The organism is Klebsiella sp. GB_Kp047, assembly GCF_040065235.1.
Lineage (GTDB): Bacteria > Pseudomonadota > Gammaproteobacteria > Enterobacterales > Enterobacteriaceae > Klebsiella > Klebsiella quasipneumoniae.
This window is the reverse complement of record NZ_JBEAJG010000028.1, coordinates 158888-172851: the sequence shown is the minus strand read 5'-3', so window position 1 is coordinate 172851 and position 13964 is coordinate 158888. Positions and strand designations below refer to the sequence as shown.

The 13964-nt window shown below is 61.6% G+C and carries 12 protein-coding genes; 5 read left to right on the top strand and 7 right to left on the bottom strand.

All coding sequences use genetic code 11. The features are described from left to right. Window positions 1–60: 60 nt before the first annotated feature. Entirely contained in the window at window positions 61–1710 is a 1650-nt protein-coding gene (locus tag ABLV76_RS09280) for a glycerone kinase (protein ID WP_043520960.1), read from the top strand. A gap of 154 nt (window positions 1711–1864) precedes the next feature. Here ABLV76_RS09280 and ABLV76_RS09275 read toward each other — a convergent pair whose 3' ends face one another. Beyond that, a complete protein-coding gene (locus tag ABLV76_RS09275) occupies window positions 1865–2641 on the bottom strand; it encodes a siderophore-interacting protein (protein WP_074442618.1) in 777 nt (258 codons plus the stop codon). 238 nt (window positions 2642–2879) lie between these two features. Between ABLV76_RS09275 and ABLV76_RS09270 the strand changes: the two genes are divergently transcribed. Both ABLV76_RS09270 and ygjG read left to right on the top strand, forming a co-directional pair. Next, entirely contained in the window at window positions 2880–3434 is a 555-nt protein-coding gene (locus tag ABLV76_RS09270) for a PadR family transcriptional regulator (RefSeq protein ID WP_023319181.1), read from the top strand. A 257-nt stretch (window positions 3435–3691) separates the two neighbouring features. Next, window positions 3692–5071 (top strand): putrescine aminotransferase, encoded by a 1380-nt coding sequence (gene ygjG / locus ABLV76_RS09265; RefSeq protein ID WP_025999194.1) that lies wholly within the window; start codon window positions 3692–3694, stop codon window positions 5069–5071. A 70-nt stretch (window positions 5072–5141) separates the two neighbouring features. Here the strand turns inward: ygjG and lsrG are convergent, their stop codons facing one another. From lsrG to lsrA, 6 genes are read right to left on the bottom strand one after another with little or no spacing between them, the layout of a single operon-like run. Beyond that, on the bottom strand, window positions 5142–5438 hold the full coding sequence (lsrG, locus tag ABLV76_RS09260) for a (4S)-4-hydroxy-5-phosphonooxypentane-2,3-dione isomerase (protein WP_004181386.1): 297 nt from the start codon (window positions 5436–5438) through the stop codon (window positions 5142–5144). After that, the gene (lsrF, locus tag ABLV76_RS09255; protein ID WP_004206100.1) at window positions 5435–6322 is read right to left on the bottom strand and encodes a 3-hydroxy-5-phosphonooxypentane-2,4-dione thiolase; all 888 of its coding nucleotides are present in this window, start codon (window positions 6320–6322) and stop codon (window positions 5435–5437) included. Before lsrF ends, lsrG begins: the two co-directional genes overlap by 4 nt. A gap of 11 nt (window positions 6323–6333) precedes the next feature. Then, the gene (gene lsrB, locus ABLV76_RS09250; protein WP_004206101.1) at window positions 6334–7347 is read right to left on the bottom strand and encodes an autoinducer 2 ABC transporter substrate-binding protein LsrB; all 1014 of its coding nucleotides are present in this window, start codon (window positions 7345–7347) and stop codon (window positions 6334–6336) included. Further along, window positions 7344–8348: an autoinducer 2 ABC transporter permease LsrD gene (gene lsrD / locus ABLV76_RS09245; RefSeq protein WP_004206102.1), complete on the bottom strand. Its 1005-nt coding sequence runs from the start codon at window positions 8346–8348 to the stop codon at window positions 7344–7346. The genes lsrB and lsrD overlap by 4 nt, the downstream gene beginning before the upstream one ends. Then, the gene (gene lsrC / locus ABLV76_RS09240; protein WP_200927752.1) at window positions 8349–9383 is read right to left on the bottom strand and encodes an autoinducer 2 ABC transporter permease LsrC; all 1035 of its coding nucleotides are present in this window, start codon (window positions 9381–9383) and stop codon (window positions 8349–8351) included. Further along, complete coding sequence (gene lsrA / locus ABLV76_RS09235; protein WP_348878285.1) at window positions 9380–10867, bottom strand: autoinducer 2 ABC transporter ATP-binding protein LsrA; 1488 nt, start codon at window positions 10865–10867, stop codon at window positions 9380–9382. The genes lsrC and lsrA overlap by 4 nt, the downstream gene beginning before the upstream one ends. Window positions 10868–11085: 218 nt before the next feature. On the opposite strand from lsrA, the gene lsrR reads away from it, so the two are divergent. Beyond that, a complete protein-coding gene (gene lsrR, locus ABLV76_RS09230; RefSeq protein WP_182948674.1) occupies window positions 11086–12057 on the top strand; it encodes a transcriptional regulator LsrR in 972 nt (323 codons plus the stop codon). Window positions 12058–12094: 37 nt separating this feature from the next. After that, entirely contained in the window at window positions 12095–13693 is a 1599-nt protein-coding gene (gene lsrK / locus ABLV76_RS09225; RefSeq protein WP_017900671.1) for an autoinducer-2 kinase, read from the top strand. Window positions 13694–13964: the final 271 nt, after the last annotated feature.

Genomic DNA, 13964 nt, shown 5'->3' with positions numbered 1-13964 from the left:
TTACCGCTCCGGAGGTCTGCCTCCGGAGGGTGAGTTTTCGCTTACTCTTCAGGAACCACTATGTCTCAATTCTTTTTTAACCAGCGCGCCAGCCTCGTCAACGACGTGATTGAGGGAACCATCATCGCCAGTCCGTGGAATAACCTCGCCCGGCTGGAGAGCGACCCGGCGATCCGGGTGGTGGTCCGTCGCGACCTGAATAAAAACAACGTGGCGGTGATCTCCGGCGGCGGCGCCGGCCACGAACCGGCGCACGTCGGCTTTATTGGTAAAGGCATGCTGACCGCCGCAGTCTGTGGCGATCTGTTCGCCTCGCCGAGCGTCGACGCGGTGCTTACCGCCATTCAGGCGGTGACCGGCGAGGCGGGCTGCCTGCTGATCGTAAAAAACTATACCGGCGACCGGCTGAACTTTGGCCTGGCGGCGGAGAAAGCGCGCCGTCTTGGCTACAACGTGGAAATGCTGATCGTTGGCGACGACATTTCGCTGCCGGATAATAAACAGCCGCGGGGCATCGCCGGTACGCTGTTCGTCCATAAGGTGGCGGGCTATTTTGCCGAACGCGGCTACAACCTCGCCACCGTTCTGCGCGAAGCGCGGTACGCCGCCAACCACACCGCCAGCATCGGGGTGGCGCTGGCCAGCTGCCATCTGCCACAGGAGGCCGACAGCGCGCCGCGCCATCAGGCCGGTCACGCCGAGCTGGGAATGGGCATCCACGGCGAGCCTGGCGCCTCCACCATCGCCACGCAAAACAGTGCGGACATCATCAACCTGATGGTGGAAAAACTGACCGCCGCCCTGCCGGAAACCGGCCGTCTGGCGGTGATGCTCAATAACCTCGGCGGCGTGTCGGTGGCCGAAATGGCGATCCTGACTCGCGAACTGGCTAACACGCCGCTGCAGGCACGCGTTGACTGGCTGATTGGCCCGGCCTCGCTGGTGACGGCCCTGGATATGAAGGGTTTCTCGCTGAGCGCCATCGTGCTGGAAGAGAGTATTGAGAAAGCGCTGCTGGCGGATGTGGAAACCGCCGGCTGGCCACGGCCGGTGCAGCCGCGGACAGTTAACATCATGCCCTCCACTCTCGCCAGCGCACGCGTCGACTTTACGCCCTCTGCCAACCCGCAGGTGGGCGATTACGTCGCGCAGGTGACCAGCACCCTCGTCGGGCTTGAAGATCATCTCAACGCGCTGGATGCCAAAGTGGGCGATGGCGATACCGGCTCCACCTTCGCCGCCGGGGCGCGTGAGATTGCCGACCTGCTGCAGCGCCAGCAGCTGCCGCTCAACGACCTGCCCACGCTGTTTGCGCTGACGGGCGAACGCCTGACGGTGGTGATGGGCGGCTCCAGCGGGGTATTGATGTCGATCTTCTTCACCGCTGCCGGGCAGAAACTGGAGCAAGGCGCCAGCGTGGCCGAGGCGCTGAACGCTGGTCTGGAGCAGATGAAATTTTACGGCGGCGCCGATGAAGGCGACCGGACAATGATCGATGCTCTGCAGCCGGCGCTGACGGCGCTGCTGGCCGAACCGGAGAACCTGCAGGCCGCTTTTGCCGCGGCGCAGGCCGGCGCGGATCGCACCTGCCAGTCGAGCAAAGCCGGCGCCGGACGAGCGTCCTATCTCAACAGCGACAGCCTGCTCGGCAACATGGACCCCGGCGCCCACGCGGTGGCGATGGTGTTTAAGGCGCTGGCGGAACGATAAGCCTCCCCGGTGGCGCTGCGCTTACCGGGGCAACGTCACAGCGCCGAAGGGTAGGTCGGGTAAGGCGTTAGCCGACACCCGACAAAAAACGGCACCGCGGTTAGCCCGGATAAGGCGCTACGCGCCGCTATCCGGGTTTTACCACGATGGCTTTTTACTTGCTGTGCCAGTACGCCTGCGAACGCACCAGCTGCTGATCGATGCTCTCATCTTCAAAGCGCGCCAGCAGCGATTTCACCACCGCGCCTTCGCCGGTCAGCCAGATGAAATAATCCTCCGCCGGCACCTTCACCTGCGCCAGACGCTCGGCGACGAACGCCGGATGGTGGCCCACCACCCACTCGATGTTAAAGCCGTCGAGATCCGCCAAATAATCTTTATATGACGCATCAGCGATAGTGACGATGGCCGTCACCTGCGGCGTCACCGCCAGCTGACGCAATCCCAGCAGGCGACGACGCAGCGCCGGCATACCGGACTCATCGCAGACATATAACTGCCAGGCGTAATCCTCCGGCACCACCAGCGAGCCGCGCGGACCGCCGATCACCAGCTTATCGCCCACTTTTGCCTCCAGCGCCCAGCGGCTGGCAATTCCGCCATCGTGGATAAAGAAGTCATACGCCAGCTCATGGCGTTCGGCATCGTACAGCGGCGTATAGTCGCGGGTAGCAGGCCGCACGCCCTCACCCCAGTCGATCCCCTCCTCGGTCACCTGTGGCGGGGCAAACGCCGCGCCAGGCTCCGGGAAGAAAAGCTTGGTGTGGTCGTCAAAGCCGCGGGAAACGAAACCTTCCAGCGCCTCGCCTCCCAGCACGATGCGCTGGAAGGCCGCGCCTGCGCGCTCCACGCGCAGCACCGTCAGCTCACGGAAACGCAGCTCATTGCGGACACGCTGCGGGTACTTGTCTGCTTTGGTTTTTGTCATCATCGATCGCCTTCGTGAACAGTAAATAGATATATCTAAACTCGATGCAAATGATAATGATTGCCATCTAAAAAGAATGCAAGTCTTTTTTTGATATAGTCAAAACAAACCGCATTAAAATACCAGCATCAAAAATAAAGAGATAAATATCAACAAATTAAAAAATAAATCACAACCAGCATTGCGAGAATTCATTTTTTAGATATAAATTAGATATATCAAAACATAGCAGGAGGTAACCATGCGACATCATCATGAAGAGGGGCGTGGGCCACGCGGGCGCCACAGCGATCCCAGCGAACACGGCGACCATGGCCGTCGCGGCGGCGGACGTCGCCAGCGTTTCTTTGGCCACGGCGAACTGCGGCTGATTATTCTGGACATCCTCAGCCGCAGCGCCAGCCACGGCTATGAGCTGATCAAAGAGATCGAAACCCTCACCCAGGGGAACTACAGCCCCAGCCCGGGGGTGATCTACCCGACGCTGGATCTGCTCCAGGACCAGGGGCTTATCAGCGTGGAAGACGACAACGGACGCAAAAAAATCGTCATCAGCGAAGAGGGGAAACAGCTGCACGCGGAGAACCAGGAGCACCTGGCCCATATCCAGGCGCGTTTGCAGGCGCGGATGGTCGGCTGCGAGCTGCGCAGAGATCCGCAGATGAAGCGCGCGCTGGAGAATTTCAAAGCGGTCCTCGACCTGAAAGTGAACCAGCAGGCCAGCAGCGCCGCCCAGCTCAAGCAGATCATTGGCATTATCGACCGTGCGGCGATGGAGATCTCCCAGCTAGACTAAGCCTCTTTTCTCACCATCGGCTGCCCCGCGCTGGGGCAGCCCGCACCACGACGGATCGTCCCGCTAAAGGCCGCAAGGCAGAAAATCTCGCCAGCTCAGGAATAAAACGTGCCAATAATGGCGCCATGAGATTAAATTTTACACATTTCGTCTTTTACTTTGCATTTATCCCGATTTCCACCGCTTCTGCCGAACTGGCGTAATCCCTGCAATACTTAATCCAGTATCGTGTGATACGTCCGCCCCAGGAGCACATTTTGAACAGGTTACCTTCCAGCGCATCGGCTCTGGCCTGCAGCGCACACGCACTGAATCTCATTGAAAAGCGCACGCTTGACCATGAGGAAATGAAAGCACTTAACCAGGAGGTTAGAGAATACTTTAAAGAGCATGTGAATCCGGGGTTTTTAGAGTATCGAAAATCGGTCACAGCCGGCGGGGATTACGGAGCCGTAGAGTGGCAAGCGGGAGGGTTAAATACGCTTGTCGACACCCAGGGACAGGAGTTTATCGACTGCCTTGGCGGGTTTGGCATCTTCAATGTAGGGCACCGTAATCCAGTTGTGGTATCCGCCGTCGAGAATCAACTCGCGAAACAACCGCTTCACAGTCAGGAACTGCTGGACCCGCTACGCGCGATGCTGGCGAAAACCCTGGCGGCCTTAACGCCCGGCAAACTGAAGTACAGCTTCTTCTGCAACAGCGGTACCGAATCGGTAGAGGCGGCCATCAAGCTGGCGAAAGCCTATCAGTCGCCGCGAGGTAAATTCACCTTCATCGCCACCAGCGGCGCCTTCCACGGCAAATCGCTGGGGGCGCTGTCGGCCACCGCCAAGTCGACTTTCCGCAAACCGTTTATGCCGCTGCTGCCGGGCTTCCGCCATGTGCCGTTCGGCGATATCAACGCCATGCGCACCATGCTGAGCGAGTGCAAGAAAACCGGCGACGACGTCGCAGCGGTGATCCTTGAGCCGATTCAGGGCGAAGGGGGGGTGATCCTGCCGCCGACGGGGTATTTGCCGGCGGTGCGCAAACTGTGCGACGAGTTTGGCGCCCTGCTGATCCTCGACGAAGTGCAGACCGGTATGGGCCGCACCGGCAAGATGTTCGCCTGTGAGCATGAGAACGTTCAGCCCGACATCCTGTGTCTGGCGAAAGCGCTCGGCGGCGGCGTGATGCCGATCGGCGCGACGGTGGCGACGGAGGAGGTCTTCTCCGTGCTGTTCGACAACCCGTTCCTGCACACCACCACCTTCGGCGGCAACCCGCTGGCCTGTGCGGCGGCGCTGGCGACCATCAACGTGCTGTTGACGCAAAACCTGCCGGCGCAGGCGGCGCAGAAAGGCGATATGCTGCTGGACGGTTTCCGCCTGCTGGCGCAGGAGTATCCGGACCTGGTAAATGATGTGCGCGGGAAAGGCATGCTGATGGCCATCGAGTTTGTCGATAACGAGATTGGCTACGACTTTGCCAGCGAGATGTTCAGACAGCGGGTGCTGGTCGCCGGGACGTTAAACAACGCCAAGACGATCCGCGTTGAACCGCCGCTGACGCTCACCCTTGAGCAGTGCGAGCAGGTGCTGAAGGCGGCGCGTAAGGCGCTGGCGGCCCTGCGCGTCTCGGTTGCAGAGGCGTAATACACTGCCCCTCCCCCCGACCCTCTCTCCATGGGAGAGGGCCGGGGTTACCTTCTCCTCTGGTTTTCTCTCACACCTGCGGCAGCAGGCCGATAAAGCTGCGCTTCTGCCGCGGCTGCGACATCATCTCCTCCAGCTTTTCGACGCAGGCTAAATAGTGCGGGGTTTTCTTGTGCGCCAGCACCGCCTCATCGTCTTTATAGGCTTCGTAGATAAAAAAGCGGGTCTTCACTTCCGGATCCTGCAGGACATCAAAGCGCAGGTTGCCCGGCTCCCGCAGCGCGCCTTCGTGGTTGGCGCGAAATACCTCGAGAAACTCGTCGACCCGCTCCGGTTTGATATTGATCTCCACCAGCGTCACGTTCATTTCCGCTCTCCCTGTTTCTCTTCCTGCCAGAACTGGTACGCTTCGCGCGCGTTCAGATTCTCATGCACCACCTTTTTCACCGCCTTCAGCATCGCCCGTGGGGCGCTGGACTGGAAGATATTGCGTCCCATATCCACCCCGGACGCCCCCTGGTCGATCGCCCGCCAGCACATCTCCAGCGCCTCATGCTCCGGCAGCTTTTTGCCCCCGGCGATGACGATCGGTACCGGGCAGCTGGCGGTCACTTTCTCAAAACCGTCCTCAACAAAATAAGTCTTCACAAACTGCGCCCCCATTTCGGCGGCAATCCGGCTGGCCAGCGAGAAGTAGCGGGCGTCGCGGGCCATCTCTTTGCCGACGCCAGTGACCGCCAGGACCGGCATACCGTAGCGGTTGCCGGCGTCCACCAGTTTGATGATGTTATTGATCGACTGATGTTCGTATTCGCTGCCGATATAGACCTGCGCCGCCACCGCGCAAACGTTGAGACGCAGGGCGTCCTCCATCGCCACCGCCACGCATTCGTTGGAGAGTTCGCTTAAAATCGAGTTACCGCCGGAGGCGCGCAGCACCACCGGTTTATTGGTCGCCGCCGGTACCTGGCTGCGCAAAACGCCGCGGGTGCACATCAGCACGTCGGTCTCCTCAAACAGCGGCGCAATCGACAGGTCGATACGCTCCAGCCCGGTGGTTGGCCCCTGGAAGTAACCGTGGTCGAAGGCCAGCATGACCGTGCGGTTGCTGTGCGGATTAAAAATGCGCGCCAGCCGCGACTGCATGCCCCAGTCCAGCGAGCCGCAGCCTTTCAGGGTGTACAGCGTGTTCTGCTGCGGGCGGTCGAGGCCGAAGTCCTTGCCCTCTTTGATATCATCTAAATCAGCCATCTCATCCTCCGTCAGAAGTCGTAGTTATTGATGTTCTCTTTGCTGAACACCACGCGCTCCGGCAGCAACACGATACCGTTGCCCTTCGCCTCATACTGGTAGCCCTGCACGCTGTTCGGTTCGACCTTCAGCGAGCCGATATCTTTCACCTCAACGCTATCCCCGACGTTAAGATCGCCCTTTTTCAGTAATCGATCGGCGACGTTAACCGCAATTTTGCCCTGCTGAACCACATCCCACAGACCAAAGGCTTTCACCGTGCCGCGCTCCACGTAGGGGCGCATCACATTGGGGGTACTAAAGCCGACGATCGCCACGCCCTGACGCTTGAGGTTCTCCGCCGCCTGCGCCGCCGCCGGCAGGGCATTGGCATCCGGCGCGATAATGGCGTCGAGATCCGGATACGCTTTTAAGATCCCCTCGGCAGTTTGCAGCGATTTGGTGGCATCGTTATAGCCAAACTGGGTGGTGACGATTTGCCACTGCGGATGTTCTTTTTCGATTTTGGCTTTGGCTTCCTTCACCCACTGGTTCTGGTCGGTCACCGTCGGGCTGGAGTAGAAAAACGCCACTTTGGCAGCGGGCTTCGTCACCTGCTTTTCCGCCATCTCCACCAGCAGGCCGCCGAGCTGCTGCGGCGTGCCCTGATTGATATAGATGCTGCGGCACTCCGGCTTGGTATCGGAATCCCAGGTCAGGACTTTCACCCCGCGCTGCATCGCCCGCTTCAGCGCCGGACACAGGCCGTCCGGTGAGACGGCTGAGACGATAATCGCGTTGTAGCCCTGGTTGACGAAGTTGTTGATAAGCTGCACCTGGCCGGAGACGCTGGGCTCGGTTGGGCCGTCATAGGTGACATCCACGCCCAGCGCTTTCCCCGCCTCTTTCGCGCCGTTGCCGCCGCTGGTAAAGAAGCCGACGCCGACCAGCTTAGGAATAAAGGCGATACGGTCCGCCGCTTGCGCGGTTGCCACGCTCATCGCCAGCGCCAGCGCGCTGACCTGCAGGATACGTTTTGTTTTCATTGTTGTGCTCCGATTGTTTTACGCGAGAAAAGACGCCGCCAGGTCGCGCGCACCCATTCACGGTGCAGGCTCAGCGAACGCCCCATCACCACCACAACCAACAGCGCCCCTGACAGCGCGCTCGACACCTGGTTGGGGATGCCGACCATCTGTAAACCCTGTTGCAGATACCCCACCAGCAATGCCGCCAGCGCGGTACCCAGTATCGATCCCGAGCCGCCGTAAATATTGGCCCCACCGAGCACCGCCGCGGTCAGCGCCGGCATCAGCAGGTCACGGCCTAAATCCGAACGCGCCGAGCCGAAATAGGAGACCATCACCAGCGCCGCGACCGCCGAGGCAATACCGACCAGGCCATACAGCACATACGGGATGCCGTTCACCGACAGCGCCGCATAGCGCGCGGCGCGCGGGTTTTGCCCGAGTAAAAAGAGGTGGCGGCCAAAGCGCCCGCGATGGGCCAGCAGCCAGAAGAGAAAGGTGATACCCGCGAACAGCACCAGCGGCAGCGGCAGCCCGCCCAGAGTTAAATTGGCGAAGGCGGTGAAGCTGTCGGGAAAGCCGCCGATCCCCTCATAACCGGTGGCGCCGGCCATGCCGGAAAGCAGCAGCGCGCCGCCGCCGTACAGATACAGCGTCCCGAGGGTGATCACCAGCGGGCTGATGCCGGTGTAGTGGATCAGCGCGGCGTTGATTAGCCCGCACAGCAGCCCCAGCAGCAACGTCAGCGACACCGCCAGCCACAGCGGCCAGCCCGCCTGGGTCATCACCCCGAGGGCGATGGCGCACAGTCCGATGGTCGAGCCCAGCGAAATATCGATCCCGCCGCTGATAATCACCAGCGTCAGCGGCAGCGCGACGATGCCGATGCAGATAAAGTCGCTGGTGCTAAAGAGCAGCATATTGAGATCCAGCATGCGCGGATTCAGCGCGCCGAACAGCAGGATTTCCACGACTAATAACGCCAGCAGCGCGCTTTCCCAGTTAAGCTTCAGCTTCATTTAAGCCACCTCTTTGCTTTTGCGTTCGGGAAAGCGGGCAACCTGTTTGCCCCCTTTGTTGCCGGGCTGGAAACGACCGTACTTCAGCGCCCGCTGATGGCGGGCCAGCGCCTGGCGCAGGCGTCCATCAAGCACCAGCACCCCGAGCAGCACCAGGCCGGCGATAAAGTCATTCCACCAGGCAGGAAGGCGGAACAGCACCAGCACGGTGTCGATTTGGGTGAGGAAAAAGGCGCCGAGAAACGCGCCGAGCAGCGTACCGGTGCCGCCGAGCAGCGATATTCCGCCCAGCACGCAGGCGGCGATGGCTTTCATCTCCAGGCCGCTGCCGGTCTGATTGGGCACAAAGCCAATCTGCGCGGCGAAGACGATCCCGGCGCAGGCCGCCAGCATACCGTTGAGGGTAAAAGCCAGCATCCGCGTGCGATTAACCGCCACGCCCAGCTGGCGGGCAGCGGCGAGGTTATCGCCAACGGCATAGAAATCACGTCCAGAGGCGGTGCGCGACAGCAGCCAGCCGCCGGCCAGCAGCAGCGCCAGCACCAGCCAGCCCAGCGGCGACACGCCGATAAACGCGGGCTCCGAGAGCGATTTCAGGCTGTCGGGCAAGCCTTCGATCCATTTCCCTCCGGTCCACAGCAGCATCACCCCGCGATACAACCCCAGCGTGCCGAGCGTCGCGACGATCGCCGGAATGCGCAGCCCCACCACCAGCAGGCCGTTAAAAGCCCCGGCCAGCGCGCCTATCGCCAGCGCGAAGGCGATCGCCGTCGCCAGCCCGTAGCCGTTGTTCAGCGCTACCCCAACGGCGATGGCGCTCAGGCCAACGGTGGAGCCCACCGACACGTCGATATTGCGGGTCAGCATCACCAGCGTCGCCCCCAGCGCCAGCAGGCACAGGATTTGTGAGCTGGCGAAAATCATCGCCAGCGTCTGCAGGCTGAAATAGGCCGGATTGAGCGCCACCAGCACGGCAAACAGCGCCACGATGGCAAAAAAGGCGCTCAGTTCGCGATTCTTCAGTAACGTTTTCATGCCTGCCCTCCGAAGGCCAGGGTCATCATGCGATCGACGGTCACCGCCTGCCGCGCCAGCTCGCCGCTGCAGCGGCCCTGATGCATCACCAGCACCCGGTCGGCCAGACCGACGAACTCCTCCACATCGGAAGAGATCATCAGCACCGCCACATTTTGCGCGGCGACGCTTTTCAGCAGCTGATAGATATCGGCGCGGGCGGAAACATCCACGCCGCGCGTCGGCTCATCGACAATCAGCAGCAACGGATTAGCTTCCAGACAGCGTGCCAGCAGCACCTTCTGCTGGTTGCCGCCGGAGAGAGTGCGCACCGGCTGGTCGCCATCGGCCAACTTGATCCCCAGCGCCCGGTGATAGCGCTCGACCACCGCCGCCTCCCGTTTCCCCTGCTGCCACCACGACGGCTGATTGAACATCACCGTGTTCCAGCGCACCGGCGCATCGAGAAACAGCCCGGAGACCTGGCGGTCTTCCGGCAGATAGACCAGCCCGCTGGCCAACCTGGCGCGGGTGCTCTCCTGACTAATCTCGCGGTTCTCCAGCCAGATCCTCCCGGCGCGCGGCGGACGCAGGCCGTATAAGGTTTCGGCAAATTCGGTGCGCCCGGATCCCACCAGCCCGGCAAGGCCGACGATCTCCCCGGCGCGGATCTCCAGACTGAGATCGATAAAACCTTCGCCGGTGAGATCCTCCACCCGCAGCACGGGAAAATCCTGCGCCTGGGTGCGGCGGTTGCCCGGCAGCGCCAGCCACAGCTTTTGCGTGTCGCTCAGCGCATGGTCGCGGCTGGCCGGCGTCATGGCGCTGATAAGCTGTTGGTCGCCGTAGCCCGCCGTTTCGCCACTGAGCACCACTGCCCCGTCGCGCATCACCGACACATGGCTGGCCAGCTGGCGGATTTCCGGCAGTTTGTGCGAGATAAAGACGATCCCAACGTCCAGCGCCTGTAACGCGCGGATCTGGCTAAACAGTCTCTCGGTTTCACCCGGCGTTAAAGAGGCGGTGGGTTCATCCAGGATCAGGATCTGCGCCTCGCGCATCAGCCCGCGCAGGATCTCGACCATCTGTTGATCGGCCACTTCCAACGTGCTGGCGCTGGCATCGAGGTTGATCTGGCAGTTCAGCTGCTGCAGTTTTTCCTGCAGCCGCGCGTTGGTATCCGCCCGCTTCGGCAGACGAAAGAGAATGTTCTCGCGCACGCTGAGGTTGGGAAACAGCATTGGCTCCTGCGGCACCAGATAGATGCCCAGCTGGTGGGCCAGCGCCGGGTTAAGGCGCGCAAACGCGCGTTCGCCGATCGTCAGTTCACCGCTATCCGGGGTTTCGACGCCGGCGATGATCTTCATCAGCGTCGATTTACCCGCGCCGTTGCCCCCCATCAGCGCATGCACCTGGCCCGCGCATAGCGTAAAGTCGATGCCCTTCAGCACGGCAACGCCGGAGAACTGTTTGCGGATCTGGCGAGCTTCAAGCAGTGGCTTCATCGTCGCGCCTCGTTTGAACAAATGATTTTTAAATTTAATAATGTTCAAAAGCGTAGACGGTGAACTATATTTACAACCGTGCGAAGATCACAGTTTGGCGCTTTAGATCGTCCGGAAAAAAGCGGCCAGAGATGAAAGATCCGTTTTGCCAGTCGGCTCACACTTTCCGGCCGCGCAATAGCGAACATATGATCTAAATTTTTATAAGAGTTCAATTTATGAGCGAAAAACGCATTGCGGAAGACCATCGCTACGCCGGGCTGGCGTTAGCCGAGGAAGAGCTGGTGGCGCGGGTGGCGTGGTGTTACTACCACGACGGCCTGACGCAAAACGACATCGGCGAGCGTTTGGGGCTGCCGCGGCTGAAGATTTCCCGCCTGCTGGAGAAAGGCCGCCAGTCCGGGGTGATCCGCGTGCAGATCAACTCGCGCTATGAGGGCTGTCTGGCGCTGGAAAGTGAACTCCAGCAGCGCTTTGGCCTCAAGATTGCCCGTGTGCTGCCGGCGCTCAACACCCCGCCGATGAATACCCGGCTGGGGATCGGTGCCGCGCAGTCGCTGATGGGCATTCTGCAACCGGGACAGCTGCTGGCGGTCGGCTTCGGCGAAGCCACCATGAGCTGCCTGCAGCATCTCAGCGGCTTTATCGGCTCGCAGCAAGTGCGACTGGTCACTCTCTCCGGCGGCGTCGGCCCCTATATGACCGGCATCGGCCAACTGGATGCCGCCTGCAGCGTCAGTATTATTCCGGCGCCGCTGCGGGTCTCGTCGGCGGAGGTCGCTGAGATCCTGCGCCGCGAATCCAGCGTGCGCGATGTGATGCTGGCGGCGACGGCGGCGGACGCGGCGGTGGTTGGCATTGGCGCTATCGATCAGCGGCGCGACGCGACCATTCTCCGCTCCGGCTATATCAGCGAGGGCGAACAGCTGATGTACGCCCGCAAAGGGGCGGTCGGCGACATTTTAGGTTATTTCCTGCAGGCCGACGGCCGGCCGGTAGAAGGACTGGAGATCCATCGGGAACTGCTCGGCGTGACCCTTGATGAGCTGGCGCAGCTGCCGACCATCGTCGGCGTCGCCGGGGGAGAACAAAAAGCGCAGGCGATTCATGCCGCTCTGATTGGCAAGCGCATTAATGGCCTGGTAACGGAAGAGACAACAGCACGCGCGGTGCTCGCACTGGCCTCCTGACGGCCCGGCGCCGCGCGACAACAGTGAGGCGCATGTCATGAGTTACCTGTTAGCGTTAGATGCCGGGACCGGCAGCATACGGGCGGTCATTTTCGATCTTAATGGCCGCCAGCTGGCGGTGGGCCAGGCCGAATGGAAACACCTGAGCGTCGATAACGTCCCCGGCTCGATGGAGTTCGACCTTACCACCAACTGGCAGCTGGCCTGCCAGTGCATTCGCCAGGCGCTCGACGCCGCCCGGCTCTCTGCCGCCGATATTCAGTCCGTCGCCTGCTGTTCGATGCGCGAAGGGATCGTCCTCTATGACCGCAACGGCGAGGCCATCTGGGCCTGCGCCAACGTTGATGCCCGCGCCAGCCGCGAAGTGGCGGAGCTTAAGGAGATCCACGACTATCGTTTTGAATCCGAGGTGTACGAGGTCTCCGGGCAAACGCTGGCGCTCAGCGCCATGCCGCGCCTGCTGTGGCTGGCGCACCATCGTCCCGATATCTACCGCAAGGCGGCGACTATCACCATGATCAGCGACTGGCTGGCGGCGAAGCTTTCCGGCGAGCTGGCGGTCGACCCGTCAAACGCAGGCACCACCGGCATGCTCGATCTGTTCAGCCGCGACTGGCGTCCGGCGCTGCTGGATATGGCCGGGCTGCGCGCCGATATGCTCTCGCCGGTGAAAGAGACCGGCACGCTGCTGGGCGCCGTCACCGAAGCAGCAGCCCAGCAGAGCGGCCTGCGCGTCGGGACGCCGGTGGTGATGGGCGGCGGCGACGTGCAGCTCGGCTGCCTCGGGCTCGGGGTGGTACGCGCCGGGCAAAGCGCGGTACTCGGCGGCACTTTCTGGCAGCAGGTGGTCAATCTGCCGCAGGTGCGCACCGACCCGCAGATGAATATCCGCGTCAATCCTCACGTGATCCCCGGCATGGCGCAGGCGGAATCGATCAGTTTCTTTACCGGACTGACCATGCGCTGGTTCCGCGACGCCTTCTGCGCTGAAGAAAAGCTGATTGCCGAGCGTCTCGGCGTCGATGCCTATTCGCTGCTGGAGGAGATGGCCAGCCGCGTACCCGCCGGTTCCCACGGCGTGATGCCTATTTTTTCCGACGCCATGCACTTTAAGCAGTGGTACCACGCTGCGCCATCGTTTATTAACCTCTCCATCGATCCGGAGAAGTGCAATAAAGCCACCCTGTTCCGGGCCCTGGAGGAGAACGCGGCGATTGTCTCCGCCTGCAACCTGGCGCAGATTTCGCAGTTTTCCGGGGTGACTTTCGACAGCCTGGTGTTTGCCGGCGGCGGCTCTAAAGGCGCGCTGTGGAGCCAGATCCTCAGCGACGTCACCGGCCTGCCGGTGCGGGTACCGGTGGTCCGCGAAGCCACTGCCCTCGGCTGCGCCATTGCCGCCGGCGCTGGCGCCGGGCTGTACGGCGATATGGCCAGCGCTGGAGAAAAGTTAGTGAGCTGGCACCGCGAATTCAGCCCTAATCCGCAACATCGCGAGCTTTATCAGGAGATGATGAGTAAATGGCAGTCGGTGTATGCCGATCAGCTTGGTCTTGTCGATAGCGGGCTGACAACATCGATGTGGCAGGCGCCGGGTCTGGAACGCCGCCAGCGCGTTGCGTCTTCCCCCTCACCCTAACCCGGTGGGAGAGGGAACCGTCCGGCGCTGGCCTGAATATCGGTGCCCGTCTTCGCCCTCACCCTAGCCCTCTCCCGGCGGGAGAGGGTACCGTCCGGCGCTGGCCTGGATATCGGTGCCCGTCTTCGCCCTCACCCTAACCCTCTCCCGGCGGGAGAAGGAACCGTCTGGCGCAAGCCTGAATACCAGTGCTGGTCCGCCTTTCTCCCTCTCCCTTTGGGAGAGGGCCGGGGTGAGGGGCAACGCTTCGCCGTTCTTTGAATCCCATCAC